Origin of the sequence: Halorubrum sp. LN27, from assembly GCF_016635065.1 — an archaeon.
Classification (GTDB): Archaea; Halobacteriota; Halobacteria; order Halobacteriales; family Haloferacaceae; genus Halorubrum; species Halorubrum salipaludis.
Genome location: NZ_JAEPET010000001.1, coordinates 53843 through 80083, shown reverse-complemented (window position 1 = coordinate 80083; position 26241 = coordinate 53843). Strand labels below are relative to the sequence as shown.

Below are 26241 nucleotides of genomic sequence, written 5' to 3'. Positions count from 1 at the left end.
CGGACGTCGAGCCACCGCCCCGCCTCAGTAGTCCCCGAGCACCCCGAGCCGCCGCGCCCGTCGCGTGGCGTAGTGGAAGACGACGTAGCCGCCGAGGAGGTAGCCGACGGCGACCCCGACGAGGAGCGCGAGGTCGGCGAGCCCGAACTCCCACAGCCGAACGCCGTCGACCATCGCGCGCTGGAGCATGGCGCTGCCGTGCGCCAGCGGGAGGACCCGCGTCCACGGCGCGTCGAGGACGGGCGCGGAGATCAGCGCGACGAACCCGAACTGCAGCAAGTTCAGCCAGTTGCCGATCCGCTTGTACAGCACCGTCACGCCGCCGGCGGCGAACCCCAGCCCCAGCACCGACGTGATCGCGAGCCCCGCGACGGGGACGACCGTGATCGGGTCGAGGCTGAGCCGGGTCCCGGTGAGCAGCAGCATGGCCGCGAGCACGACCGCCGAGGTGAGGAACGTCCGGACCACCTTCGCGACCCCCTTCAGCAGGGCGACCGGCGCGAACCCGAACGGGGTGGTGATGTGTCGCTCTAAGGTCCCCCACTGGACCTCGCTGCCGATGTCGTTCGACACGGAGGAGTACGCGCCGACCGACAGCGTCCACAGGAAGTAGCCGACGATGATCCCGGACAGCGAGTCCGTCAGCGCCTGCCCGGCCAGCAGCCGCCCGCCGTAGAAGAGGACGCCGAAGAAGAACAGCGCGACGACGATCCCCCCGATCGCGTTCGCCGGGTACCGGACGAAGATCAGGTACTCACGGTAGAGGACGGCCCGCGCGAGGTGGGAGTACGTGGCCGGCCGCGGGTCGTCGACGGGGTCGGCGGGGTCGGCGGGAGCCGAAGACCGGGCGCGCTCGGACCCGGACGCGGCCGAGCCGTCGCGGCTCACGGCGACCGCCCCCGCGGCTCCGCGCCCGGCTCCGTCCCGGTGAGATCGACGAACACGTCCTCCAGCTCGGGACGAACGGTCTCGATCGCCTCCACCGTGACCCCCGCCTCGCGGAGCGCGTCCATCAGCTCGTACAGGGCGTCGCCCGCGGCGGCGACCTCGACGGCCGTCGAGCCGGGTCGGTCTCGTCCGCCCTCACCGAGACCGGTCTCGACGCCCCGCACGTCGAACCGCTCGTGGAGGCTCGCCGCGAGGGCGTCGTCGATGTCGGCGCTGACGACGCGGACGACGTCGCGGTCGGTCCCCGTGAGGAGCGCCGCGACGGTGTCGTCGGCGACGATCCGTCCGTTCGCCATCATCACCACCCGGTCGCAGACGTCCTCGATGACGCCCATGTCGTGGCTGCTGAGGACGATGGTGAGTCCTTCCTCGCGGGCGAGTCGCCGGAGCTCCCGTCGGAGCGTCCGCGAGCTCTCGACGTCGAGCCCGAGCGTCGGCTCGTCGAGGAAGACGAGCTCCGCGCCGCCCGCGAGCACGCTCGCCAGCGACACCTTCTGTTTCATCCCCCGCGAGAGCTCTCGGACCGGCGTGTCGGCCTTCTCGGTCAGCTCGAGCCGGTCGAGCAGCCGGTCGTGCCGGGCCCGGACCGAGTCCGGGTCGACGCCGGCGATCGTCGCGAAGTACCGCAGGTTCTCGCGGACGGTGAGCCGCCAGTAGTCGTTGCGGGCGCCCTCCAACATCGCGTCGACGTTCGCGTAGGCGGCCCGGCGCCCGTCGCCGACGTCGGCGCCGAACACCCGGACCGAGCCGGCGTCGGGCAAGACGATCCCGAGCGCGCACTTGATCAGGGTCGTCTTGCCGGCCCCGTTCGGGCCGAGCAGGCCGACGATCGAGCCGCGCTCGACGGTCAGGCTGACGTCGTCGACGGCGAGGACCGAGTCGTCGCCGTCGCCGAACCGCTTCGAGACGCCCTCGATCGCCAGCGCCGGCGGGGAGGCGTCCGCCTGCTCGTTGTTGGACCGGGAATCGTCGAACCGGGACTCGTCGCGCCCGCGGGGACCACCGCGTTCGCTCGCCGCGCTGCGTGCCATCACGGGACGGTACGTGCCGAGCGGGGATATATCCGCGCTCGGGAAGGTCCCGGGGCGGGACGGTCTCGGACGCGCGGACGGGTCCGGAGAATCGATCGCAGACGGAGACGATATGAAACTTACATTTTATAACCAATGACCGTGATGTACCTCGCGTCGCATGTGGGTGGTAACCTGTCACATGAGTCGGGGACGGAATCGAGTAGTCAATCATAACGAGGGGGAGGAACGATGACGACCGGGATCGACGTGGCGGTGGCCGCGGTCCCGCTGCTTCTCGCCGGCGTGCTGCTGGTCGGGTTCCTCTGGCCGGCGACGCGAGCGATGCCGCTGGCGTGGGTCGCCGCGCTGGTGATCGGGTACACCGCGTGGAGCATGCCGGTGAACTGGCTGGCCGCGGCGTCCGCGGTCGGCGTGATGACGGCGATCGAGATCCTCTGGATCGTCTTCGGTGCGCTCGTCCTCCTGTACACCCTGATGGAGGCCGGCGCGTTCGACCGGATCAACCGCGGGTTCGCGACGGTCAGCGACGACCGGCGCGTACAGATCGTGTTGATCGCCTTCTTCATGGCGACGTTCATCGAGGGGGCCGCCGGCTTCGGGACGCCCGCCGCCGTCGTGGCGCCGCTGCTCTTGGGGCTCGGCTTCCCGGCGCTCGCGGCGGTCGTCGCGGCGATCATCGGACACATTATCGCGGTCACGTACGGCGCGGTGGGGACGCCGATCGTGGTCGGGATCCAGAGCCCGTTGGAGGACGTCGCGTTCACCCGCGACGCGATCGAGGCCGGCGGCATGACCGTCCAGGACTTCTCGGTCGAGGTGGCGGCGTGGGCCGCGACGTATCACGCGTTGGTCGGGTTCGTGATGCCGCTGTTCGCGGTCGGCATGGTCGTGTACTTCTTCGGCGACCCCGACGAGCGCTCGCTGGCGCCGGCCTGGGAGGTCGCGCCGCTGTGTATCGCCTCGGGGATCGCGTTCGCGGTCCCGTACTGGGTCTCGGCGTGGTACCTCACGGCCGAGTTCCCGGCGCTCATCGGCTCGATGGTCGGCGGCGCGATCATCCTGAGCATCCTGCGTGCGGGGTACCTCCTGCCCGACGAGGAGTGGGACTTCCCCGAGCGCGACCGCTGGGAGGACCACTGGGTCGGCTCGATCGAGCCCGGGCAGTCGAACGGGTCGAACGCCGGCGGCGCGGAGAGCCGCGGCGGCGTCTCGCCGGAGACCGAGTCGACCGACCTCAGCGGCGGCGAGGAGATGTCGCTCCTGAAGGCGTGGTCGCCGTACGTCCTGCTCGTGGTCCTGCTGGTCGTGACCCGCGCGGTCGGACCGATCTCCGATTTCATCAACCGCGACATCTTCATCGTCAGCTGGAGCGACATCCTCGGGACCACGCTCGGCGGGAGCGTCGCGTGGATGAACGTGCCGGGCTTCTGGCTGCTCGTGAGCGCCGTGCTCGCGATCCCGATCTTCGGGATGTCCGGAAAAGAGGTCGGTGACGCCTGGAAGGAGGCCGGCCGGAAGATCGTCTCGCCGTTCATCGCCCTCGTCTTCGTCATCGCCATGGTGCAGGTGATGCTCCAGTCCGGCGCGCATCCGGGCGCGCCCGAGGTCGGCAGCATGATCGTCCTGCTCGCGCAGACGACCGCCGACATCCTCGGCGTCGCCTACCCCGCGTTCGCCTCGCTGATCGGCGCGCTGGGCGCCGCGATGGCCGGTTCGAACACCGTCTCGAACATCACCTTCGGCGCGTTCCAGTTCGAGGCGGCGACGCAGCTCGGGCTCCCGCGGACGATCATCGTCGGCGCGCAGGCCGTCGGCGGCGCCATCGGGAACCTGGTCGCGATCCACAACCTCGTCGCCGCGCTGGCGACGGTGGGCCTCCTCGGACAGGAGGGGCGGGTGATGCGGCTCAACCTCATCCCGCTGCTGTACTACGCGACCGGCGTGGGACTGCTCTGCCTGCTTTTCAGCTACGTGCTGTTCCCCGGCGTGTTCTGAGCGCGGGAGCCGCACCGCTGCGCGGTCTCTTTATAAGCGTCGACGGCGACCGGCGAGCGGTGCGGCCGGTGGTCGGGGAACGGTGCGGTCGGCGGTGGGCGAGCGAATCGAATCGGCTACCGGTTCAAAAGTGAGCGTCGCTCAGGCGCGCAGCCACGCCAGCAGGCGCGCGGCCGGGCTGGTCGTCGCCTCGAGGTCTTCGGGGCGCGGGGTGTCTTTCAGTCGCGCGGCGTCGTTTTCGAGGATCGTTTTGCTCTCTGCCATAACAATGACTGATCGTGGCCATACGCGGATAAGCAGCTCGGAATCGTACCGTATCGTGGAGAATAGTTCATTATGCATCAATTATCTGTCCGCGACTTTCGTGAAGGTTCAGACGCGGCTCCGTCTCCTTCGAGCGATCAGCGCGATCGGCCCGAAAACGCTCCGCGGGCGGTGACGGCGTCGTTCGCGTTGCGAGCGCCCGGGGGTCGGTTCAGTCGTCGGCGGCCGCCGGTCCGGTCGCCTCGGCGGCGCCCGCGTCGGCGACGGCGTCGGGGTCGGGGCCGGTCACGGCGCGGGCGACCTTCTCGATCGGGTGCGGGGGGTTCTCCGCGTCGGCGTCGCGGTCGCCGAGCTGAGAGCGGCAGGACGCGCCGGGCGCGGTGACGGTCTCCCCGTCGCTCTCGTCGACCTGATCGAAGAGGATCCGGCCGATCGCCTTCGAGAGGTCGTAGTGCTCCGACTCGTAGCCGAACGAGCCCGCCATCCCGCAACACGACGAGTCCAGCGGGTCCACGTCGTAGCCGGCGCGCCGGAGCACGCCGACCGCGTGGTGGTCCTTGTTCGTCGCCTTCTGGTTGCAGTGGCCGTGGTAGGTGAGCGACTCCGCAGGCGCGTCGAACGCCAGCCGCTCGTCGACGCGGCCGGCGTCGAGGTACTCCAACACGCCGTACGCCGCCGCCGACACCGCCTCGACCTCCTCGCCGTCCAGCAGGTCGAGGTACTCGTCCTGGAACATCACCGCGTCCGACGGCTCGACGAAGACCACGGACTGGCCCTCGCGGACGCGCGGGGCGAGCCGCTCGACGTTGGTCGCCGCGCGCTCACGAGCGTCGTCCAGAAAGCCCGTCGAGAACGCCGCGCGGCCCGACGGTGCGAGGTCACCGGGAACCTCCACGCGGACGTTCGCGGCCTCCAACACCTCGACCGCTGCTTTGCCGGCCTCCGGGTAGCTGTAGTTGGTGTAGGTGTCGGGGAACAGCGCGACCGTGTCGACCGCCTCCCCGGGGGCGACCGTCGACCCGCCGCGGGCCTCGAACCACTCCTCGAAGCTCTCCGAGCGGAACGTCGGCAGCTCCCGGTCGGGCGCGATCCCCGCGACCGCGTCCATCACCTTCCGGGCGCCCGGGATCTTCGTCGCCGCGTTCGACACCGGCGCGAACGCGCTCCCGAGCGCCGAGAACCGGTCGATGTCGCGGAAGATCCGCTCGCGGAGTCCCGCGCCCTCCTTCTCGTGGTGCTCGTGTTTCACCTCGGCCTTCAGCTTCGCGAGGTCGACGCCGGTCGGACAGTCGCTCTGACACCCCTTACAGCCCACGCAGAGCCCGAGCACCTCCTCCTGGAAGCGGTCGGAGTGGATCTCGTCGTCGTCGAGCTCGCCGCTGATCGCGGCGCGGAGCATGTTCGCCCGGCCGCGCGTCGCCTGGATCTCCTCCTCCGAGGCGCGGTAGGTCGGACACATCACGCCCGAGTCGGTCTCTCGGCAGGTGCCACAGCCGTTACAGAGTTCGACGAGGTGTGAGAACCCGCCCTCATCTTCGAAGTCGAGTTCGGTCTGGGGTTCGATCGACTGGTAGGTGGGGCCGTAGCGGAGGTTTTCGCGCATGTCCGTGTCCGCGGCCGTGTCCGGGTACCCCCGCTCGGCCGCGGTGTCGCCGTCGACGTACACCACCTTCCCCGGGTTCATCCGCCACTCGGGGTCGAACGTCGACTTCAGCTCTTGGAACGCGCCCCAGAGCGCCTCGCCGTACATCTTCGGGTTGAACTCGGTGCGCGCGAGGCCGTCGCCGTGCTCGCCCGAGAACGCGCCGTGGTGCTCGATCACGAGGTCGGTGACGTCGTCGGCGATCGAGTGCATCTTCTCGACGCCCTCCCCCTCTTTGAGCGACAGAATGGGACGGATGTGGAGCGTTCCCGAGCCGGCGTGCGCGAAGTACGCCGCGGAGGTGTCGTGGGCGTCCAACACGTCCTCGAACTGGCCGACGTACTCGGCGAGCTCCTCGGGCGGGACGGTGGCGTCCTCGATGAACGGGTACGGTTTCGGGTCGCCCCGCATGCTCATCAGGAGGGGAATGGCCGCCTTCCGGAGGTTCCAGAGGTCGGCCTGGGCCTCCGGGGTGTACGCCTCCAACACGTCGAAAGCGTCGCCCTCGTCGACGAAGTGGGCGTTCGTGTCGGCGATCGCGGCCTCGAAGTCGTCGACGAGCTCCGAGTCCCACTCCAGCATGAGCGCCGCCGTGGCCCGGTCCGGGATCGGCTCGGCGTACTGGGCGAACTCCTGGGAGTTCGCGGCGAGCGCGAACACCTCGTCGTCCATCAGCTCGACCGCGCTCACCGGGAACTCCAGGGCCTCCGGGACGGCCTTCATCGCGTCGACCAGCGAGTCGAACGTGTACAGCGCGAGCGCCGTCTCCTCGGGGCGGGTGACGAGCGACACCTCCGCCTCGACGATCGTGCCGAGCGTGCCCTCGGCGCCGACGAACAGCTTCGAGAGGTTGATCACCTCCTCGCCGTCGTCGTTCTCGTAGATCACCTTGTGGAGGTTATAGCCCGACACGGAGCGCTTGAGGTTCGGGTACTTCTCGTCGATCTCGGCCTGGTTCTCCTCGACCAGCTTCCGGGCGGTCTCGTAGAGCGCGGCCTCCCGGTCGTCTCTGGAGACGATCTCCTCGTACTCCGGCGAGTCGAGGACGACCTCCCGAGTGTGGATCAGCGAGCCGTCTGCGAGGACGACTTTGAGTTCCTCGGTGTAGGCGTCGGTGATCCCGTACCGCACCGAGTGCGCGCCCGTGGAGTTGTTGCCGATGCCGCCGACGACGGTGGCCCGCGCGGAGGAGGCGGGGTCGGGCGCGAACTTGAGCCCGTCCTCGGCCAACCGGTCGTCGAGGTGGTCCTGAACGACGCCGGGCTGGACCACCGCCCGGCGATCGTCGGGCCGGACCTCGACGATCTCGTCCATGTACGTCGAGAAGTCGAGGACGACACAGCCCGGGCCGACGCTCTGCCCGGCCAGTGAGGAGCCGGTTCCGCGGGGGATGACGGGTACTTCGTGCTCGGCCGCGACCTCCATCGTGGCCTGCACGTCTTCGACCGACCGCGGGATCACGACCCCGGCCGGCCGCGCCTGATAGATGCTCCCGTCGGTGGCGTACAGCACCTGCGCGTACTCGTCGAACTGCACGTCGCCGGCGACGCGATCACGGAGGTCCTCCGCCAGCGCCCGGTAGGCGGGCACGTCCGGCCGGTCGTGGCCCAGCGCGGCCGCCGACGTGTCCGGGTCGGGCGTGTCACTTCCCTGCGTGGGCTCTGTTGCCATGACTTTACTCCGGGTCGAAAAGCGAATAAAACCTTTGTTAATGACAGTTCTCGGGCCGGTCGTCGCCGCTCGCCGGGATTTATTGGGTCCGGGTGAGACTTCGGCGCATGGAGATACTCCACACGTGTCTCAACGTCGAGGACGCCGACCGCACCGCAGACTGGTACGTCGAGCAGCTGGGGTTCGAGCGCTCGTGGGAGTTCACGACCGCCGACGGCGACACGCGCAACGTGTACGTCGCCGACGACGCCGGCGTCGAGTTCCAGCTGTCCGACACGGACGGCGAGGTGCCGAGCGCCGACGGCGACCGCTACGACCACGTCGCCGTCGGCGTCGACGACGTCGACGAGACGTTCGAGGCGATCGACCACCACGGCGTCGTCAAAGAGCCGGGCGATCAGCCCGAGGCCGGCGCGCGCACCGCGTTCGTGAAGGACCCCGACGGGCACGCCGTCGAGCTGATCGAGCCCTTATAAGCGGAACTGACGGGCGATCTCGGGAGTACGTGAATCACTGTTGTGAGTCGGTTGTTTATAAGTGGGGTTGTGGTGTTACTGCCGGCTGTTTATAAGTGATCGACGACGCTACGGTGAGGGTCTACAAAGCCCCAGTCGCTGAGGCGGGCGCACGCTCGCTGCGGTCCTCAGTCGCTCACTCCGTTCGCTCCTTGCGGTCCTTGAGTCGCCTGCGCCCGCCTCAGCGACTGCCCCTTTGAGTCCCACCCGACCACAGACCGCAGCCTCACGCCTCCCCAGCCTCGTCGCTGGCGGCGACAGCCGCCAGCGACTCCCTCGCGCGTGCTGCTCGGCCGCAAAGCGGCCTCGCAGGCACGCGCCACCGCACCGTTTTTATAAGCGATCATCGCCGTCGCTCTTGGGTGTTTAAATACCGGATCACCGCCACCGATCTGCGAGACTCACTCCCGCTATCAGTCAGAACACGGCGGTTCCGCGACGTTAAAAATCGGATGTCTGAGGAACGCGGGTCGAACGCGATCGCGCGATCGGCCGACTACAGGATGCCGGCGGCCTCAGCGGTCTCGACGATGTCCTGGGCCATCTTGTTGGTGGCCTCGTCGACCATCTGGCCGTCGACGCTCACGGCGCCCTTGCCCTCCTCCATCGCCTCGGCGTAGGCGTCGACGATGCGCTTGGCGCGTTCGGCGGTCTCCGGGTCGGGGGCGAAGACCTCGTTGCCGATCTCGATCTGCGAGGGGTGGATCGCCCACTTGCCGTCGCAGCCGATCATGTTGGCGTTCTCGGCGGACTCGCGGAACCCTTCGGGGTCCTCGATGTCGGCGTAGGGGCCGTCGAGACACGGGAGCCCGGCCGACTTCGCCGCGGAGTTACACTCTGAGAGGGCGTGGTGCCAGTAGTGGCCCGGGTACTCGGGGAACTGGCCGATGTCGAGGCCGGGCGTGCCCATCGCCGCGGAGTAGTCGCCCGGACCGAAAATGATCGACGAGAGCCGGTCGGAGGCGTGCGCGATGTCGTGGACGTTGTGGATCCCCTCGCCGTCCTCGATCTGGGGTTCGAGGCCGATGGCGCCGACCTCCAACCCGTTGTTCTCCTCGACCTGCGCGAGCAGGTTCTCGACCGTGTGCACGTCGCTGGCGGACTTGACCTTCGGAACGATGATGTCGTCGATGAACTCGCCGGCCTCGCCGACGACCGTGATCAGGTCGTCGTACCACCACTTCGTGTCGATCCCGTTCATCCGGAAGCTGAGGACCTTGTCGCTCCAGTCCTCCTCGCGAGCGGCCTTGATCAGGGGTTCGCGCGCGTCCGGCTTCGCGTTCGGCGCCACCGAGTCCTCCAAGTCGAGGAACACCTCGTCGGCGTCGCTGTCGGCCGCCGAGTGCATCATCTTCTCGTCGCTCGCCGGCGTCGCCAACTGCGTCCGTCGCAGTGTAACGTCTGACATGTACGAGTCTATCATGCTTATCCCTGAAGATAAAGATACCTTACGCGGGGGTATTTTCTCTGAGTCGGAATCGAGTAAACGCGAACCGAGAGCGGGCGCGTTTCGCCCCCGCGTTCAGCGGTCCACGCGCCGGACCGCGGCCACGACGAGCAGCGCGAGCAGGAGGGCCCCGACCACTGCGCCGATCGTCGTCGGCGAGGCGAGGCCGGGCTCTTCGACCGCGCCCGATCCGGCGTCGGTCGATTCGACCACGATCGTCGCTCTCGCGGTGTCGGTCTCGCCGGCGTCGTTCGTCACGACGAGCTCGACGGGGTACTCGCCCGGCTCCGCGAACGTCGCCTCGGCGGTGATCCCGGCGTCGGCCTCGCCGTCGATCACCCAGTCGTAGGCGACGATCTCGCCGTACTCGTCGGTCGACTGCGCGCCGAAGAGCGAGACGGTCTCGCCGGTCGTGACGGAGTCCGAGCCGACCGTGATCGCCGCGTCGGGCTCGCTGACGGCGGAGACCGAGAAGACGGAGAAACCCGGCGTCTCGGCCGCCAGTACGACCGCCTCGCCGTCGTCCTCGACGACCGACGTCTCCAGCGCCTGCCACTCGCCGTCGGCGTGCCGGAAGAGCCGGAGGTCCTCGGCGTCGGCGTCGGACGCGGCGAGGCGGTCGGCGCCGATCCGCGTGCGGACCGTCGCCGACGTGTCCCGGGCCGCCTCAGGGACCGAGATCTCGACCACCGAAACGCCGGCTCCCGGCGGCCGACCGGTCGCCTCGGGCGCCCCGTCGAGTTCGACGACTCCCACGTCGCCCTCGACGACGCCGTCGAACTCGATCCCGTCGACCGCGGTCTCCCCAGTGAACGCGACGCCGCTCGACGCGCCGTCCGGGTTTGCCTCGACGCTCGCGACCTCGCCGCCGGCCGCGGTCGCGCCCGCCGGCACGTCGACCACGTCCTCGACGGCCGGGCCGTCGCCGGGCCCGTCGTCGGAGCCGCCCGTACCGCCCGCGCCGCCGACTCCGCCGACGGGACCGGAGCCGCCGTCCCCGCCGTCGCTCGGGCCGGCGTTCGAGCCGTCGTCGCCGTCGCCCGGATCGATGCCGTCGCCGCCGTCGCCGCCGTCAGCACCGTCACCGCCGTCGCCCGGGTCCGACGGCGCCTCCTCGAGCTCGAGGGCGACCTCCTCGTTCGCGCCGGACTCCCACGCGGCGGAGCCGGCGTCGGTCCCCTCGACGCGGAAGGTCACGTCGCCGTCGACCGGGCCCTCGACGGTGAGCTTCTCGTCGAACGCGCCCGGACCGCCGAACGAGCCGTCGGCGTCGGTCTCGATGCTGTCGCGGACCTCGCCGTCGACGACCGCCTCGACGGTGACGCCGTCGACCGGCTCGCCGCCGGTCACCGTCACCTGTCCGTAGTAGGACGCGGGCGTGGACGGCGGGCCGTCCTGCGCGGCCGCGCCGTTGACGACCCCGCCGACGGCGACGAGCGTCGCCACCAACACGATCAGCGCGGTCATCCCGAGCGCGTGTCTGACGTTCATCGTTCAGTTCCCCGTCAGGGTGTCCTCCTCGTCCTCCTGGGTCGGTCCGACCGGAACGGTCGCGCCGAGCTCGCCGTCGGCGGTGGCGAACACCCAGTACCCCTTGAACGGGCTGACCACGTCGGGGTTCGACACGTCGCCCGAGGCGTCGAGCCCGTACGGCGTCGTCTCGGCGTTCGGCCCGGTGACGAGGTCCACGACGCTCGTCACGTCCGCGGTCGCCGAGGCGAACGCGTCCTCCGAGGGCGCGTCCCCGGACGGCGCACCGACGAAGTTCCAGCCCGCCTCGAGTTCGGCGGTCGTCATCGACGGGGGCGTGTCGGCGTCGGCGCCCGCGTACTCGAACGCGATCCGCAGGTCGTCTTCGCCCTCGTCGACGGAGACCGCGAACGCGTCGAGCGCGCCGATCTCCTCGTCGGCGACGTCGTCCCCGGACCGCCACTGGGAACCGTCGTACGCGTAGACGGTCCCGTTGAACTCGCCGAAGACCTCGTCGACGGTCCCGTCGACGGGCGACGGGAAGGCGACGGTGTGGGTGTCGCCGTCGGCGGGCACGACGAGGTCGTGGCCGAACTGCGTCGTCTCGCTAAGCGAGTCGGCATCGACCTCGTCGGGTTCGACCGTCAGGAAGGGGTCGTAGGTGACGTTACCCGCGACGGTGGGCGTGTCGTCACCGAAGTAGTTGAACGTGGCATCGAGGTTTTCAGAAGCTCCATTTACTATGTCGACGGGAGCTAAGAACGAGTTCCGAGAGACAGAGAGGCTGTCCGCATCCACCCGATCGCTACTAACAGTGAAGCCGGTGGCCGGCGCACCGTCGGCGGAGAGGCTCTCAAACGTGTTCCGCTGGACAACAACGTTTTCGGGGTTCGCATCTGAGTTACTGTCCGTTCCACTCACCGCTGCTGCGAGGAGATATCCATCCGAGGAGAGATCACGCAGGGTGTTGCCTTCGACTATCGCATCGCCGATCTGTCCTTGGACGTGGATCCCGTAGAGATTCCCGTAATCAGTTCCGAATTCACCGTCCAGAGCCTGCGAGCTTCCCAGGTACGTGATGTCCTCAACGCTGTTGTTGCGTATCGCGACATCAGTCAGTTCCGTGTTCGCCTCGTACACTTGGATTCCCTGAACAGAATTCGCCGAAATGTCGGTTATATTGACCTCGAAATCGGCCACGCGAGTGTTCTGAACGGTGGTGTTCGATTCAGAGACGGTTACTGCGGCAGCGGGTGTCTCTTCGAACGTCTCCGTGTTCGGCGAGACCTGTACTCCACTGACAGTCGTATTCGGTGCGCCGACATCGATTTGACCGGCGATAACCGCCTCGTCGGTACGGGAGCTACTGATTCCGTCGTGGTCGGCGTTGGGGCCTTCGATAGTCAGCCCTTCGGTGTCGATGGCGACCGACTCGTTGTACGTGCCGGGGAGGAGTGTAAGGACACTGTCGGTCGAAGCCGCGTTCTGTGCGTCCTGAACGCTATTGAAGACAATATTTCGGGTGTCCCCGTCTACGTTAGCGCCTTCGACGGGCGTACCCCGATCCAGCGTATTGCTGTCCACAAAGCCGGTCAGATCGACTGTAGCGGTCTTGTCTTCGAACAGGAGTTCCGTGTCGCTCAGGCTGTTCTCTTCGAAGGTTACGTCGCTCGCGTCTCCCGACTCCAGACCGAGTCCGACGCCGGACGTGTCTGATTCGGGATTCGACAGTACGGAGGAAACATCGTTGTCGACGACGCTAACCTCGGTCGGCGTTTCGCCGTGGTTGCCGGTCCCGCGGACAGTTACTCCAAACGCCCACGTCGTCTCTCTTTGGCCGATATTACGCACAGTGTTGTTGTTGATCTCTGCGCCCTCAACGTTGCCTTGGACGGAGATGCCGGCGACACCGCCAGCGGTCGACCGTCCGGACACCCCGTCAACGAGGTTTTCAGAAACCGTGACGTTACTGACAGAGTCATCAGCCTCTCCGCCGAAGAGATTGATCCCGTCCACTCCTATCCATTCAGGGATTCCGTCCTCGCTGAAGTCGCGAACGACGTTGTTCCGGATCACGACATCGTCAGCGGTGCCGCTCACTCGGAGAGCTTCTGCGTTGTTATTGGTAGTCGCGTTTGGCGGCGACACTTCGAACCCGTCGAAGACGACACCGTCAGCGGAGACGACGACCTGACCGTTGATTGTCGCTTCCTCGTCTCTGTCGTCGGCGTCACCGGCGATTCCCGCGTTCGGACCTTCGATCGAAAGCCCCCCGACACCGACAGTCACGTTTTCGGCGTACGTGCCGGGAGCAACTGTGACAGTCGCCTCGGATTGGGAATCGTCCACAGTGGCCTGAACCGAGGCATAGATGATGTCATTGGTGCTCTGAGCATCGGTGGAGAAAGCGGCGTTGTCGAACGTGTTTTCGGTGAAGACAGATTCACCGTCGACCTCATTCGAGTTGTCGAGGTACTGTACGGTGTTGTTCTGGAAATCGTTGTTTGTGATATCGAAGTTTCCGGAGAAGCCATCGTCGGTCGTAGCGGCGAACAGTCCGTGTTCGAAGCCTTCGATCGAATTACCAGTCACCGTCGCACCGTCAAGCTGTCCCCCGTCGTTTGGGTCTATGAGACCGATACCGACGCTTGTGATGTCGTCGTTGTCGCCCCCGACGAAGGAGATATCATTATCCGTGAGTTCGACACCAGATCCTCCTGAAGCTTGGAATCCACCTACCTTGATTGCTTGCGCGTAACGGTTATCACCGTCATACACATCGTTCGTGTCGAGTTCGACGGTGAATCCGCTGATTGTGACATCGTCGGCCTGCACGTCGAACGTCGGATAGCCGGGATTTACCCCCGGCGCTTCTTCGTCCGGCTGTTCGTACCGGACCGTGACATCGCCGTCCGCGACGATGCTCACGTCATCAAGAGCGGTTCCGGAGGCGTTCGTGTCGACGATGATCCGGTTATCGGGAGAGGTGATCACCTGATCGGCTTGTACCTGTATCGTATCACCGGGAGCGGCCGCGTCGAGTGCGGCAGGGATAGACGCGTATTCACCGTCGCCCGGATTATCCGTGACGACGATAACGTCTTCCTGCGCCGCCGCACCCCCTACAAACCCGGCCCCCATGGCGACCACGGACAGTACCATGATCGCGGCGAGGGTGACCGCACGAACCTGTGAGCGTGTCATCTATCGATCACCGTCTGCCGTTCCGTCTTGCGTGAAACTGCTGTTAGCATAAGCATAATCGCGGAACTCCGTCGTGGAGATGTTCTCACGAAGGGGCGGCAGAGGGGTAGTATTTCTCCGCCAGAACCGTCGTTGCGGAATTCTAAAACATCTTCAGGAACACCCTGAAACGGGAGATAAGCCGCTCTGCCACGGGGTTCCGGTTCTGGACGCACGGCGATGTCGACCGCGAAAAATCGTCGGGGTTCGAGGCGGAGTCGGCCCCGGCCGCGTCAGTCGTCGGCCGGGGTCCGCGGTTCAGCCGGGGGTTCGCGCTCCTCGGGCTCGCCCGCCGGATCGTCGACGGCCTCGGCGTCGGGGACCTCGTCAAGCCGTTCGTCCGCCTCCTCGGACCGGTGGCGCTCTCGGATCGCCTCGATCGAACGCGCCTCGATATTGTGGTGGCACATGACAACAGGTAGCACGGATTGTCGGCTGATAAGTATTGCGCCGATACCGGTGAGAAGACGGCTGCAGAGACAGTTCTACGGCTTCACAAGCACCTTGATCGCTTCCCGTTCGTCCATCATGCGGTACCCCTCGGCGACCTCGTCGAGCCCGACCGTCTCGGTGAAGATCGGCGCGGGATCGAGCGTGCCCTGGAGCACGTCGTCCATCAGCTCCTCGGCGTAGGCGCGGACGGGGGCGACGCCGCCGGCGAGGGTGACGTTGTCGCCGAACATGCCGAACACGTCGAGCCCCTCGTCGTCGACGCCGTAGGGAACGCCGACGTAGCCGACTGTGCCGCCGGGACGGACGGCGTCGATCGCGGTGTTCATCGCGCTCGCGGCGCCGACGCACTCCATCACGTGGTTCGGCCCGCCGTTGGTGAGCTCGCGGATCCGCTCGACCGCGGCCTCGCCGCGCTCCGAGACGGTCTCGGTGGCGCCGAACTCCGCGGCGAGGTCGAGCCGGTCCTCGTGGTGGCCCACCGCGACGATCCGCTCGGCGCCGAGCCGGCGGGCCGCGAGGACGCCGCAGAGGCCGACCGCGCCGTCGCCGATCACCGCGACCGTCGAGCCGGCCTCGACGCCCGCGCTCACGGCCGCGTGGTGGCCGGTGCCCATCACGTCGGTCAGCGGGAGCAGCGACCGGAGCGCGTCCTCGTCGTCGGCGAACCGGTCGGGGACCCGGACGAGGGTCCCGTCGGCGTGGGTCGACCGGACGTACTCGCCCTGGCCGCCGCCGTTGTCACCGCCCCACGAGTCGCCGTTCTCGCAGGAGGTGTGGAGCCCCTTCCGACAGAACTCGCACTCGCCACAGGAGATGGCGAAGGGGGCGAGCACGCGGTCGCCGGGGTCGACGGAGGTCACGTCGTCACCGACCTCCTCGACGATCCCCATGGGTTCGTGACCGACCGGGGATCCCTCCTCGCGGTCGCTGTCGCCGCGGTAGAACCAGAGGTCGGAGCCGCAGATCGCGGTGTGGGTCACGCGGACGATCGCGTCGGTCGGGGCCTCGATCTCGGGGCGTGGTCGCTCTTCGACGCCGATGTCGCCGGGGCCGTTGAAAATGGCTGCGCGCATACGATCGCTACCGACGGGCGGGACAAAAGGACGGGGGTCGCGGCGGGGTCGTGCGGGAACGCGGTAGGGCCGTGCGGGAACGCGGTCCGATCGGTTCGGGTTCCCGCGATCGGATCGAGGGCGCGTCACGCCCGGGCCCGCGTCCCCACGCAGCTACGACAGTCGGACGCGTCCGGTGCGTTCACCCCGCGACGGGACCTGATACCGGGCTCGGAGCCGCGCTCCGACGGCGCGGTCCGACACCAGAGTTATGTCGTCTGACCAATAGGTGGAGTGTATGCTGGGAGGATCGGTGTTGTCGGAACCGTACCTGGGGAGTACGATCCCCCAATATCTCCTGTTTTTCGCGATCCTCGGGGCGGGGGCGCTGCTGGGTCGGTCGCTGGGGTTCGTCTACCGCCGCCGGCTGAAGGCGAAGACCGAGGCGACCGAGACCGAGATCGACGACATCATCGCCCACGCGCTCGGGCGGCCGGTCGTCCTCCTGGGAGTGGTGCTGGCCGCCGCGGTCGGCCGAGAGGTGTTGACGCCGGTCGAACCGCTCCGGTCGGTGGTGAACGCGTCGGTCGAGATTCCCGCCATCGCGGCCATGGCCTGGGTCGCCGTCCGGCTCACCGACGGCCTCATCGAGACGTACATGGTGGAGTACGCCGAGCGGACCGAGTCCAAGCTCGACGACGAGCTCGTGCCCATCGTCAGCCGGGTCACCAACATCGCCATCGTCTCCATCGCCCTCGTGGTCATGCTGGACACGATCGGCTACGACGTGACGACCGTCATCGCCTCCATCGGCGTCGGCGGCGTGGCGCTCGCGTTCGCCTCCCGGAAGACCGCCGCGGACATCTTCGGCGGGGCGCACATCCTCACCACCAAGCCGTTCCTCGTCGACGACACCGTCGCCGTCGGCGACGTCGAGGGGACCGTCGAGGAGATCGGCCTCCGGTCGACCCAGATACGCGACTTCGACGGGCGGATCGTCACGGTCCCGAACGCCACCATCGCCGACGCCGAGGTGACGAACATCTCCTCGGAGCCGACCCGGCGGACCGTGACGTATCTCCGCCTGACCTACGAGACGACCCCCGAGGAGATGGACGCGGCCCTCGATCTGATCACCGAGACGATAAACGCCGTCGACGGCGTCGACACCGAGCAGACCGGCGCCTGGTTCTGGGGGTACGAGGACGCCGCGCTGCGCGTTCGGGTCGAATACCACATCGCGGACCGCGAGCGCTGGAAGGAGGTACGGGACGCCGTCAACCGCGACCTCCAGGCGGCGCTCGACGAGGCGGGCGTCGAGATGGGGCTGCCGACCAGGGCCGTTCGGTTCGAGGGCGACGAGGGAGGCCCCCTCGACGTGGGCGTCGGATCAGACGGGTGAGCGTCTCGCCGCGAGTCCCGAACCGGACGGCTGAGCCTCTCGACGTGGGTCCCGGCCTGGGCTCGCGCGGCGGGAGACGCGACTCAGTCGGCGCCGACCGCCGGCTCGTACTCGGAGACCGGCTCGCCGTCGATCCGGGTGAAGAGGGTCGCCAGCGCCGGCCCCGAGACGTTGTGCCAGACGCTGAACAGCGCGGGGATCAGCGCCGCGATGGGGTCGAAGAAGGCCGTGGCGAGCGCGACGGCGAGCCCGCTGTTCTGGAGGCCGACCTCGAAGGCGCACGCCCGCGCCCGGTCCTCGGCCATCCCGGTCAGCTTCCCGACCCCGTAGCCGGCGCCGAGGCCAAGCCCGTTGTGCAGCACGACGGCGACGACGACCAGCGCGCCGGCGGTGAGGATGTTCTCGACGTTGAGGCCGACGACCGCGGCCACGATGGCGACGATGGCGACGACGCTGACCGCGGGGAACACCGAGAGCCCGACCTTCGCCACGGTCGGCGCGTAGCGGTCGAGCAGGAGCCGGAGCGCGAGCCCTGCCACGACTGGCACTAAGACGACCCAGACGATCGTCTCGGAGAGCTGCGCGAAGGTGACGGAGATCTGCTCGCCCGCCAGGGCGACGATCCACGCCGGCATCACGAGCGGGGCGGCGATCGTGGTGACGGTCGTGATCGTCACCGACAGCGCCACGTCGCCGCGGCCGAGGTACGTCATCACGTTCGAGGCGGTGCCGCCCGGCGCCGCACCGACGAGGATCAGCCCGATGCCGACCTCCCACGGGAGCCCGAGCGCGACGACGAGCGCGTACGCGAGCGTCGGCATCACGAGCCACTGCGCCGCCGCGCCGATGGCGACGTCGCGCGGGCGCTCGACGATCCGCTTGAAGTCGTCGGGCGTGAGCGTCAGCCCCATCCCGAGCATGATGATCCCGAGGAGGGGCGTGATGTACTCGGCGATGGGCGTGAACGCCGTCGGCGCGTACAGCGCGGCCCCCGAGGCGACGAGGACCCAGAGGACGAAGTACTTGCTCGTGACCTGTCCAACCCGTTCGATCCGGTCCAGCATGCTCATCTCGTCCGCGTTCGCCCGAGCCGTTGAAAGGGCCTGTAGTTCGGGCAACGTTCTCCGTCTGTCTCTCAGCGGGGATCGTCGCCTTCGGTGTCGCCGTCGCCTTCGGTGTCGCCGTCGGCTTCCGCAAGCGCGTCGCCCTCGGGCACGCCTTCCGTCCCCTCGACGCGCTCGAACCGGATCCGGACCACCTGCCCCGCTCCGGTCGACTCGAACGCGAGGTCGGCGTCGGACCGGTCGACGACCCACTGCACGAGCCACAGGCCCAGCCCGTCCGTGTGGCGCATCGACGTCTCGTAGCCGCGGCGGATCGTCTCGACCGTCTCATCGGGGATCCCCGGGCCGTCGTCGACGACGCGGAGCGCGGCGCCGCCACCGACGCGGCGGACCGAGACCGAGACCCGCCGCGCGTCGCCCTCGTTGTGCACCACGGCGTTCTCGATCACCTCCGAGACGACGACCTCGGTGAGGGGATGCGCCCGGACCCGACAGACCTCCGCGGCGGGCGCGTCGAACGCCGCGTCCGGGTGTTCGGCACGCAGTCGCTCGATCACGCCGTCGACGACCTCGACCAGGTCCACGACCGCCTCGACCCCCTCGTCGGCGCCGTCGTCGCCGATCACCGCGCCGATGTGACGGGCGTGGTCGCTCACGGACAGCAGCCGGTCGACGTTCTCTTCGACGACGGCGGCGTTCTCGTCGCCGCCGTCGGCGCGCTCGCGGAGCATCTCGACCCGTCCGCTGACGACCGTCATCGCGTTCCGGATGTTGTGTCGGAGCACGCGGTTCAACACGGTGAGCTGGGCGTTCGAGCGTTCGAGCTGGTCCTGCGTGCGCTGCTGTCGCGCGTCGGTCAGCCCGAACGCGAGCCCGAACACCGACCCGACCGACGCCGCGCCGGCGATGGCGACGAGCAGCCCCTCCGGCGGCGGCCCCTGACTCGTCTCGTAGGCGACGAAAAGCAGCGCGACCGCGGCGAGCGTCAGCGCGCCGAGCGCGCTCCAACCGGTGATACGGAGAGTGTACGTCGGCGAGAGGGGAGACCGGGCGACCGGCACCGTCGCGGCGACGACGAGCGCGCTACACGCGATCGGGACGAGCGCCCCGCTCACGATCGCGACCGGGTCGCTCATCGCCGACAGCGAGGTCAGGTGGTGTCCGAGGGGAACGAGGCCGACGGCCGCGAGCAGCCCCAGCTCGGCGGCGGTCCGGATCCGTGTCGTCCGCATCTGTTGGTCGGTCTCCGTCGCCGGGATTTAACGGTTCGCGGCTCGGTATCAGAACGGAGAACTCCGCGGCGACGGGGGGGCTGATCGGAGCCGAGCGTCACGAGCGGGAGCCGAGCATCACCGGAGCGGGAGCCGCGTCTCGACGAAGCGGGACGCGGCCGGAGTCGCCCTTGCCGGTATCGGCGACACGCCGTCGCTTCGCCGATCCGCCCTCGAAGCGCGGCCGACGGCTCGCTCGCTCCGCCGCTACCGCGGTCGCTCGCGCCGCTGTCGGAGCGCTGGCCGCCGACAGTCCGATTCGCGTCGACGGGCGGAAGACGGGTTTGGGGCGACCGCCGCGTCACAGATCGCTTCAACTGTGGTCCGTAACGGAGGCGTTTCCCCCGCGGATTCACACCCGTCGATATGGCCAGCCTCATCGGATCACTGTGGCGTCGGTATCGGTCGGTACCGCTCATCTACCGCATCGCGGTCGCGTTCCTCCTTGGATCACTCGCCGGTGCGGTCTTCGGGGAACGGATGGCGGTCGTCGAGCCGTTCGGCGACCTCTTCTTGCGGCTGCTCAACATGCTCGTCGTCCCGATCATCGTCTTCACGCTTTTGACCGGGATCAGACAGCTCTCGCCGGCGAAGCTCGGGAAGATCGGCGGCGCGACCGTCGGGCTCTACGCCGCGACGACGACGATCGCCGGCGTGATCGGGCTCGCGGTCGCGAACCTGCTCCAGCCCGGGCGCGGCGTGGAGTTCACGGGCGGCGAGGCGCAGTCGCAGGCGCCGCCGTCGCTGACCGAGGTCGTCCTCGGGATCGTTCCGAGCAACCCGGTGGCCGCGATGGCCGACGGGAACCTGCTCGCGACCGTCTTCTTCGTGATCGTGTTCGGCATCGCGCTCACCTACGTCCGGGCGCAACAGCCGGAGCTCGGAGAGCGGGTCGACGGCATCTTCGCGGCGTTCGAGACGGGCGCCGAGGCGATGTTCGTCGTCGTCCGCGGCGTGTTGGAGTACGGGGTCGTCGGCGTGTTCGCGCTCATGGCGGTCGGCATCGGCACCGAGGGCGTCGGCGTGTTCTCCTCGCTCGGCGCGCTCGTGCTGGCGGTCGCCGTCGCGGTCGTCGTCCACATCGCGTTCACCTACCTGTTCGTGCTCATGCGCGTCGTGGTCGGCGTCTCCCCGATCGCGTTCCTCAAGGGGGCGAAGGACGCGATGCTCACCGCGTTCGCGACGCGCTCCTCCAGCGGGACGCTCCCCGTGACGATGACGAACGCCGAGGAGGACCTCCGGATCGAAGAGCGGGTGTACTCGTTCGCGCTCCCCGTCGGCGCCACCGCCAACATGGACGGCGCCGCGATCCGACAGGCGATCACCGTGATGTTCGCGGCCAACGCCGTGGGCCAGCCCCTCGCGATCACCGAGCAGCTCCTCGTGCTGGTCGTCGCCGTGCTGATCAGCATCGGGACCGCCGGCGTCCCCGGCGCCGGACTCGTGATGCTGACCGTCGTGTTGAGTCAGGTCGGCCTCCCGCTCGCGGTCGTCGGCTTCGTCGCCGGCGTCGACCCCATCCTCGGGCGCATCGCGACGATGAACAACGTCACCGGCGACCTGGCGGTCGCGACCGTGGTCGGCAAGTGGAACGACGCCGTGGACTTCGACGGCGGCGCGTGGGCCAAGTAGGGCGATCGGTGGCAGGGTCGTCGGATTCCGGCTGACCGTCACGGACGACGCGGCACCGGCTCTTTTGGCGAATGTTTTCGAACGCTGAAATTATGCAATACTGACAGAAAAGAACCCTTAAACCGGCCCGTCGATCACCCGCCGGATCGCACGATGACACGCAGCCGTGACGCCGACGCCGCGACGAACCGACCGACGCGGAGCGCAGAGCCGTGAGCGACGGGCCGACGCTCCGGATCGTCGACGACGCGGACGACGAGCCGGGCGGCGCGGTCCCCGCACCGGTACCCCCGGACGACCCCGAGGCGTGGTACGCGCCGGACGTGCGCGCGCAGTACGAGTCGGAGCCGGGAGTCGTCGCGACCGTCCGCGAGCGCGACGGCGGCCGGTTCGGGTACGACGCCCGCGAGCCCGCTCTGTCGGCGGCCGACGAGCGCGCGCTCGACCGCGTCCGCGACCACTTCTCCGGGGTGCGCCACCGCCGCCCGCTCACGCGCGTCGGGGTGAACGAGCGGGCCGAGGCGGGGTTCGAGCCGAAGTACGAGCGCGCGCTCGACCGGCTGCTGGACGCGAGCGCGGCGGCGCGCCGCCGGATCGGCTACCACGCGCTGCGCGACCTCCGGCTGCTCGGCGACGTGACGCCGCTCGCCTTGGACGACCGGATCGAGGTGGCCGACGTGGGCGACGAGCGCGAGCTGGTCGTCCACACCGAGACGTTCGCGCCCGTGGAGACCGGGCTCGACGCCGACGCGGAGTACGTCGAGCGCGTCGCCGCCGAGCGGCTCGCCCGGTACGCGGTCGGCTTCGCCGGGCTCTCCGTCGAGGTCGTCGTCGCCCGCGAGCGGCTGCTCGGCTCCGACGCGTTCGAGACGAAGTACGCCGTCCGCGAGCCCGACCTCCTCCCGGGCGACGAGGCGCTGATCGAGGAGTGCAAACAGCGCATCTGGGAGACGACCGTCAACGGCGTGGTCGACGACCGGGAGGCGTTCGTCGCCGAGCACGCCCGGCGGTTCCTCTCGCGGCGGCTCACCGCGCGCAACACCCGCGCGTGGCTCGGCGCGGCGGCCCACCGCGCCCGCTCCGCGCTGGCCGACCGCGGGCTCGCGGTCCCGCCGGTCGACTCGCGGTACGCCCACGACCGGCTCGACGACCTGGCATACTACGTGCTCCGCGACTTCGTCGGCGAGGGGATCTTGACCGTGCCGATCCGCGACCCGAACCTGGAGGACGTGGAGGCGAACCGCGTCGGCGAGCGCGTGAAGGTGGTCCCGCGGACCTCGGTCCTGCGGGGAGCCGAGGAGGGGAGCGCCGAGCAGACGGGCCGGCGCGTCCCGACCAACCTCGCGTTCGACGACGAGACCGCGTTCGTCAACGTCGTCACCGGGCTGGCCGCCCGCGACGGCACCGAGCTCAACGCGTCGACGCCGTCCGCGAAGGTGAACCTCGACATCGACGGGGTCGACGAGACGATACGGTGTGCGGTGGCGCTCCCCGTCATCTCGGAGGGCGGGCCGCACGTCTCGATCCGGAAGCAGAGCGCGGACACGCTGACCCCCGTCGACCTGGTCGATCGCGGAACGCTCTCCGCGGATCTGGTCACCCTGCTGTGGCTGCTGTACGAGCACCGCGGGGTCGTCCTCTTCGCCGGGCCGACCGGCGTGGGGAAGACGACCCTGCTCAACGCCCACACCCCCTTCATCCCGTTCGACGACCGGCCGGTGTCGATCGACGAGGGGTCCCGCGAGGTCCGGCTCCCGCACGAGACCGGGGTGTCGCTCACGACGCGCGACCACGAGGACGCGTACAAGTCGGTGAGCATGTCGGAGCTGATGGCCGAGGCCAACTACCTGAACCCCGACGTCGAGGTGATCGCCGAGATCAACACGCCCGCGAGCTTCGAGACGTTCGCGGAGACGCTGAACACGGGCTAAAGAGCGAATATGCTAATACGAAACGCCGGCCGACCGCGCTCCCCGAAAGCACGGTGCGACTTGTAGCCGATGTAGCCGACCCCAACCGGAAACCTTCTTTCCTACACTATCCACAGGCACACCGCTTCTACTCCACGCTTTCACGACTTTTCTTCACCCATAGGCTACATAGGCTACAATCCGTTTCACGGCTTGTCGAAACGCTACCGCGCGCCGGTGTGGGATCGGTGTCTACTGAACCTGTGACTGTAAGACGGCCTTACACTTGTGGTGAGGGACCCAGTGGTCCATCCGCTCGGGGGTTCCGCCCTCATCGGCGTATTCCTCCGCTTTCTCTCGAAGTAGTTCCTGTAGTTCGCCCAAAGAAACCGGATCGTCGCGGTCCGTGGTCGCCTCTTCAACGTCGGCACAGATCGGCGAGCACGGTTCATCACCGACGGTCCATTTGTACGACATCGGTATGTCTATGCCCCGCTTTCCACGCACGTCGTCGCACTTTTGGACCGAAGAGCGTTCGGTCCATAGTATTTCTCCCGCGCGCTCATGGTCTAACCCCGTCCGTTCCTCGATCCGGGAGCGTGCGTCGTGCTTTCGCAGATCGTATGATTCGACGTATTCCTTCACCGTCTCGGCGATGAACCGCGCGTCGTCTGTGTTCACGTCGTCGTAATGCGTATCGATGATTTCCGCCCGACGGTCGACGTTCACCTTCCCCTCAAGAAGTTCGGGATCGAGGAGTATGTCCGATTCCTCCGGGTTCTCGATGTGGTCTTTTGCCGTCTCGCCCGGCGGATCGTTGTCGTCGTCGCCTCCACTCCCGAAGAGCCGATCGAAAATACCCATGTGGCGAGATTTTCCCACGACCGGTTAAATCCCGGTCACGAATCCGTCATACTTCGGGGAAGGTGATTTCCAAGTCCTCGTTCCATGAAGCATCCACCTGAATATCTTCTAACGGCTGTATGGAGAGGGTGAACGACGTTGCCTCACTATCGGCAACTAATACGATCCACTCGTTGAACTCGCCACCCGCCGGCACCTCTGTGCTCAAGCGTGAGCCGTCAATAAGAACGGACCATTCCGCTTCATTTCCAGCGTCGTCGGTTGCGATCACAGTACCGCCTGCGAAGGAGTATGGCTCACTTCCTGTGTTCTCGATGTGTGTTTGTAACAGTAGGAACACCTCACCCGACTGGGGTTCCCAAAACTGTTCCCCGTCGACCAATTCAGTAAACGCACCGCCATAGAACTCGGCGGTGAGTGTCGTCGACTGGTTATCCACATCGGTGTTCTCAACCTCGAATGTAGGCTGAGGATCGGCCGGAGTTCCAAAAGACGCCAATCCGGACGGTTCCTCTTCGGATTCCGTACCGTCGTCTGAACCGTCCGCACCGCCCGTGCCGTTCGTTCCTTGTCCTTCACCATTCGCGCCCGAGTCGCTTGTGTCCGATTCGGTTCCGTTGGAACCGTCGCCGCCACACCCCGCGATCGATGTGACCAGTGACGCCCCCACTACCGCAGAGTATTCGCGGCGGTTCATGGTTCATCAATCACCGCAATTGACAAAAGGGTGTGGCTGCGTCTCCCGTCGGACCTTACACGGTACCGAAGATATCCGACGGGTCCGGGATCGACGTGTCGGTCCGGCGGTCGGTGTGTATGGCGTAGCGGCTGGCGTCGAGACAGTGGTCCTCCGCGGCACTGGTCCCGACGTGTTCGGCCTTGTACCCGAGGAACTCCCGGATGAGGTTTTCACACTGGTCGGAGATTAACAGCCCCGGCTCCCCGTCCTTCACTTCGAGGCGTTCACGCACGTCGGCGATCCCGGCGTCGATCGACTTCTCGGCACGGACCGCGTCGAACTCCCGCGGGTCGTACTCGGGGACCGCCTCATCGCCGGTGTCGAACGTGTCGATATCGCTCGGTTCGTGTTCCGCGTAGATCGTCCCGCCCGGCTTGTCGTGCGCGGCGAGCCACCGGAGCACCTCCCGGACGTGAGTGTCCGTTCGGTAGAACTCATCGAGCACGACCAGCTGGCCCGTGTGTGTCTTCCCGATCTCGATGAGCACGCGCGGGTCGCCCCACCCGGCGTCGTATCCGTAGATCCGCCAGTCGTTCGTGTCGTCGACGGCGTCGACGGCGTCGGCGTGCGTGACCACGTGGGTATCACGGGAGAATCCCGAGTAGACCAGCCCCGACGCGGCAGCGAACCCACCGTGAAGCGCCTGTTCCTCACGGCCGGTGCCGGCATACTGCCGCTCGAAGCGGTCCTTCGTGGCGTCGTCGAGATACGGATTCTCAAGCGTGGAGGCACGGACCACCTCGATACCGAGGCCGATCGGGTCGCCGTCGGCACCCTCCCGCTTTTCGAGGATTTCCCACGCGGCGTTATACCCGTTTCCGGTGAGCGTCCACATCATCGTTTTCGGACCAGCGACGCCGCGGAGCCGCGAGCCGATCATTTCCAGTAGGTCGTGGAGGTCTTCGCCGTAGTGTGACGGCTCATCGAGCCACACTGCGCCGTACTCGTCGCCGGCGTACCGGTTCCACTTGTCGGCCGACCCGAGCTTAATCACGGTGTCGTTGACCAGCGTGAGCCGGTGTTCCGCGCGGTTGTAGTCGGCGACGATCGGCGACGTTTCCGGTCCGTTGTAGCTCGATGTGACCACGCCCGTGCGCTCGCCCGGCAGTTGCTCGAAGAGGATCCGGAACGTGGTATCACGCGCCTTCGCGAAGTCGATCCCGAGCGCCAAGAAGCGACTGCCGGGGTGTGTGATCGCGTTGGCGATGAGCCACCGCGCGCCGGCGACGGACTTCCCCGTCCCGTACCCGGCGAGGAACGCCACGATATCGTGGTCCGGCTCATCGAGCGCGTCGAGTGTCTCCCGCTGAGCCGCCCATACGTCGTAGGTGAGCGTGTTCGTCTCCGGGACCCACGTCATACCGTCCGGGCGGTGCTCCGGGTCGGCAGCGCCCCACAGGACCGTGACGCCGTCGGCCTGTGCCTGTGCGTCGGCCCGCTGGTCACGCAACCCCTCGATCTCTTTCTGTAATTGGTGTGGTGTGGTCATGTGTTTCGTTCGCGTATCTCCGCGCCGTTTCTGATGAGGTCACAATTCGGGCACGTCCGGGGTTCGTCGACGCCGCGCGGGGTGAGCACGCGGGCGTACCGCTTCGAGACGTGGCCGCCACAGTTTTGACACGTCG

Annotated in this window: 19 protein-coding genes; 5 read left to right on the top strand and 14 right to left on the bottom strand. The window is 67.8% G+C overall.

Translation table 11 applies throughout. The features are described from left to right. Nucleotides 1-24: 24 nt before the first annotated feature. Together JIN95_RS00345 and JIN95_RS00340 are read right to left on the bottom strand one after the other, a co-directional pair. A complete protein-coding gene (locus tag JIN95_RS00345) occupies nt 25-888 on the bottom strand; it encodes an ABC transporter permease (protein WP_200530200.1) in 864 nt (287 codons plus the stop codon). Beyond that, entirely contained in the window at nt 885-1979 is a 1095-nt protein-coding gene (locus JIN95_RS00340; RefSeq protein ID WP_200530199.1) for an ABC transporter ATP-binding protein, read from the bottom strand. Before JIN95_RS00340 ends, JIN95_RS00345 begins: the two co-directional genes overlap by 4 nt. A gap of 231 nt (nt 1980-2210) precedes the next feature. Here JIN95_RS00340 and JIN95_RS00335 point away from each other — a divergent pair, with 231 nt between their 5' ends. After that, nucleotides 2211-3977 carry an L-lactate permease gene (locus tag JIN95_RS00335; protein WP_095635511.1) on the top strand — a complete coding sequence of 589 codons (1767 nt, stop codon included), beginning with the start codon at nt 2211-2213 and terminating at the stop codon, nt 3975-3977. 141 nt (nt 3978-4118) lie between these two features. Here the strand turns inward: JIN95_RS00335 and JIN95_RS16370 are convergent, their stop codons facing one another. Together JIN95_RS16370 and JIN95_RS00330 are read right to left on the bottom strand one after the other, a co-directional pair. Further along, the gene (locus JIN95_RS16370) at nt 4119-4241 is read right to left on the bottom strand and encodes a hypothetical protein (protein ID WP_255521201.1); all 123 of its coding nucleotides are present in this window, start codon (nt 4239-4241) and stop codon (nt 4119-4121) included. 211 nt (nt 4242-4452) lie between these two features. After that, complete coding sequence (locus JIN95_RS00330; protein ID WP_200530198.1) at nt 4453-7554, bottom strand: FAD-binding and (Fe-S)-binding domain-containing protein; 3102 nt, start codon at nt 7552-7554, stop codon at nt 4453-4455. A 107-nt stretch (nt 7555-7661) separates the two neighbouring features. Between JIN95_RS00330 and JIN95_RS00325 the strand changes: the two genes are divergently transcribed. Beyond that, nucleotides 7662-8030, top strand: coding sequence for a VOC family protein (locus JIN95_RS00325; RefSeq protein WP_200530197.1), 369 nt, complete (start codon nt 7662-7664; stop codon nt 8028-8030). A gap of 535 nt (nt 8031-8565) precedes the next feature. Here the strand turns inward: JIN95_RS00325 and JIN95_RS00320 are convergent. The 5 genes from JIN95_RS00320 to JIN95_RS00300 form a co-directional block, all read right to left on the bottom strand. Continuing rightward, a complete protein-coding gene (locus JIN95_RS00320) occupies nt 8566-9477 on the bottom strand; it encodes a CoA ester lyase (RefSeq protein WP_095635514.1) in 912 nt (303 codons plus the stop codon). 114 nt (nt 9478-9591) lie between these two features. Continuing rightward, complete coding sequence (locus JIN95_RS00315; RefSeq protein ID WP_200530196.1) at nt 9592-11007, bottom strand: PGF-pre-PGF domain-containing protein; 1416 nt, start codon at nt 11005-11007, stop codon at nt 9592-9594. Between the two features lie 3 nt (nt 11008-11010). Then, nucleotides 11011-14190, bottom strand: coding sequence for a surface glycoprotein (locus tag JIN95_RS00310; RefSeq protein ID WP_200530195.1), 3180 nt, complete (start codon nt 14188-14190; stop codon nt 11011-11013). 272 nt (nt 14191-14462) lie between these two features. Beyond that, nucleotides 14463-14639 carry a hypothetical protein gene (locus JIN95_RS00305; RefSeq protein WP_200530194.1) on the bottom strand — a complete coding sequence of 59 codons (177 nt, stop codon included), beginning with the start codon at nt 14637-14639 and terminating at the stop codon, nt 14463-14465. A gap of 75 nt (nt 14640-14714) precedes the next feature. Beyond that, nucleotides 14715-15755, bottom strand: coding sequence for a zinc-dependent alcohol dehydrogenase family protein (locus JIN95_RS00300; protein ID WP_200530193.1), 1041 nt, complete (start codon nt 15753-15755; stop codon nt 14715-14717). 277 nt (nt 15756-16032) lie between these two features. Between JIN95_RS00300 and JIN95_RS00295 the strand changes: the two genes are divergently transcribed. Continuing rightward, nucleotides 16033-17136: a mechanosensitive ion channel family protein gene (locus JIN95_RS00295; RefSeq protein ID WP_200530192.1), complete on the top strand. Its 1104-nt coding sequence runs from the start codon at nt 16033-16035 to the stop codon at nt 17134-17136. 83 nt (nt 17137-17219) lie between these two features. Here the strand turns inward: JIN95_RS00295 and JIN95_RS00290 are convergent, their stop codons facing one another. Beyond that, entirely contained in the window at nt 17220-18206 is a 987-nt protein-coding gene (locus tag JIN95_RS00290; protein WP_200530191.1) for a bile acid:sodium symporter family protein, read from the bottom strand. A gap of 65 nt (nt 18207-18271) precedes the next feature. After that, a complete protein-coding gene (locus JIN95_RS00285; RefSeq protein WP_200530190.1) occupies nt 18272-19432 on the bottom strand; it encodes a HAMP domain-containing sensor histidine kinase in 1161 nt (386 codons plus the stop codon). Nucleotides 19433-19837: 405 nt separating this feature from the next. On the opposite strand from JIN95_RS00285, the gene JIN95_RS00280 reads away from it, so the two are divergent. Further along, the gene (locus tag JIN95_RS00280) at nt 19838-21103 is read left to right on the top strand and encodes a dicarboxylate/amino acid:cation symporter (RefSeq protein WP_200530189.1); all 1266 of its coding nucleotides are present in this window, start codon (nt 19838-19840) and stop codon (nt 21101-21103) included. A gap of 212 nt (nt 21104-21315) precedes the next feature. Further along, on the top strand, nt 21316-23034 hold the full coding sequence (locus JIN95_RS00275) for an ATPase, T2SS/T4P/T4SS family (protein ID WP_321169247.1): 1719 nt from the start codon (nt 21316-21318) through the stop codon (nt 23032-23034). Between the two features lie 231 nt (nt 23035-23265). Here the strand turns inward: JIN95_RS00275 and JIN95_RS00270 are convergent, their stop codons facing one another. Genes JIN95_RS00270 through JIN95_RS00260 form a run of 3 tightly spaced genes read right to left on the bottom strand, consistent with a single transcriptional unit; the run spans nt 23266 to nt 26105 of the window. Then, nucleotides 23266-23877 (bottom strand): hypothetical protein, encoded by a 612-nt coding sequence (locus tag JIN95_RS00270; RefSeq protein ID WP_200530188.1) that lies wholly within the window; start codon nt 23875-23877, stop codon nt 23266-23268. Nucleotides 23878-23923: 46 nt separating this feature from the next. Continuing rightward, nucleotides 23924-24574, bottom strand: coding sequence for a hypothetical protein (locus tag JIN95_RS00265; RefSeq protein WP_200530187.1), 651 nt, complete (start codon nt 24572-24574; stop codon nt 23924-23926). A 55-nt stretch (nt 24575-24629) separates the two neighbouring features. Then, the gene (locus tag JIN95_RS00260; protein ID WP_200530186.1) at nt 24630-26105 is read right to left on the bottom strand and encodes a hypothetical protein; all 1476 of its coding nucleotides are present in this window, start codon (nt 26103-26105) and stop codon (nt 24630-24632) included. Nucleotides 26106-26241 lie beyond the last annotated feature (136 nt).

Coding starts and splice junctions, on each gene's coding strand:
- JIN95_RS00340 (WP_200530199.1), bottom strand. CDS start 1,979: ATGGCACGCAGCGCGGCGAGCGAACGCGGTGGTCCCCGCGGGCGCGAC.
- JIN95_RS00335 (WP_095635511.1), top strand. CDS start 2,211: ATGACGACCGGGATCGACGTGGCGGTGGCCGCGGTCCCGCTGCTTCTC.
- JIN95_RS16370 (WP_255521201.1), bottom strand. CDS start 4,241: ATGGCAGAGAGCAAAACGATCCTCGAAAACGACGCCGCGCGACTGAAA.
- JIN95_RS00330 (WP_200530198.1), bottom strand. CDS start 7,554: ATGGCAACAGAGCCCACGCAGGGAAGTGACACGCCCGACCCGGACACG.
- JIN95_RS00325 (WP_200530197.1), top strand. CDS start 7,662: ATGGAGATACTCCACACGTGTCTCAACGTCGAGGACGCCGACCGCACC.
- JIN95_RS00320 (WP_095635514.1), bottom strand. CDS start 9,477: ATGTCAGACGTTACACTGCGACGGACGCAGTTGGCGACGCCGGCGAGC.
- JIN95_RS00315 (WP_200530196.1), bottom strand. CDS start 11,007: ATGAACGTCAGACACGCGCTCGGGATGACCGCGCTGATCGTGTTGGTG.
- JIN95_RS00310 (WP_200530195.1), bottom strand. CDS start 14,190: ATGACACGCTCACAGGTTCGTGCGGTCACCCTCGCCGCGATCATGGTA.
- JIN95_RS00305 (WP_200530194.1), bottom strand. CDS start 14,639: ATGTGCCACCACAATATCGAGGCGCGTTCGATCGAGGCGATCCGAGAG.
- JIN95_RS00300 (WP_200530193.1), bottom strand. CDS start 15,755: ATGCGCGCAGCCATTTTCAACGGCCCCGGCGACATCGGCGTCGAAGAG.
- JIN95_RS00295 (WP_200530192.1), top strand. CDS start 16,033: ATGCTGGGAGGATCGGTGTTGTCGGAACCGTACCTGGGGAGTACGATC.
- JIN95_RS00290 (WP_200530191.1), bottom strand. CDS start 18,206: ATGAGCATGCTGGACCGGATCGAACGGGTTGGACAGGTCACGAGCAAG.
- JIN95_RS00285 (WP_200530190.1), bottom strand. CDS start 19,432: ATGCGGACGACACGGATCCGGACCGCCGCCGAGCTGGGGCTGCTCGCG.
- JIN95_RS00280 (WP_200530189.1), top strand. CDS start 19,838: ATGGCCAGCCTCATCGGATCACTGTGGCGTCGGTATCGGTCGGTACCG.
- JIN95_RS00270 (WP_200530188.1), bottom strand. CDS start 23,877: ATGGGTATTTTCGATCGGCTCTTCGGGAGTGGAGGCGACGACGACAAC.
- JIN95_RS00265 (WP_200530187.1), bottom strand. CDS start 24,574: ATGAACCGCCGCGAATACTCTGCGGTAGTGGGGGCGTCACTGGTCACA.
- JIN95_RS00260 (WP_200530186.1), bottom strand. CDS start 26,105: ATGACCACACCACACCAATTACAGAAAGAGATCGAGGGGTTGCGTGAC.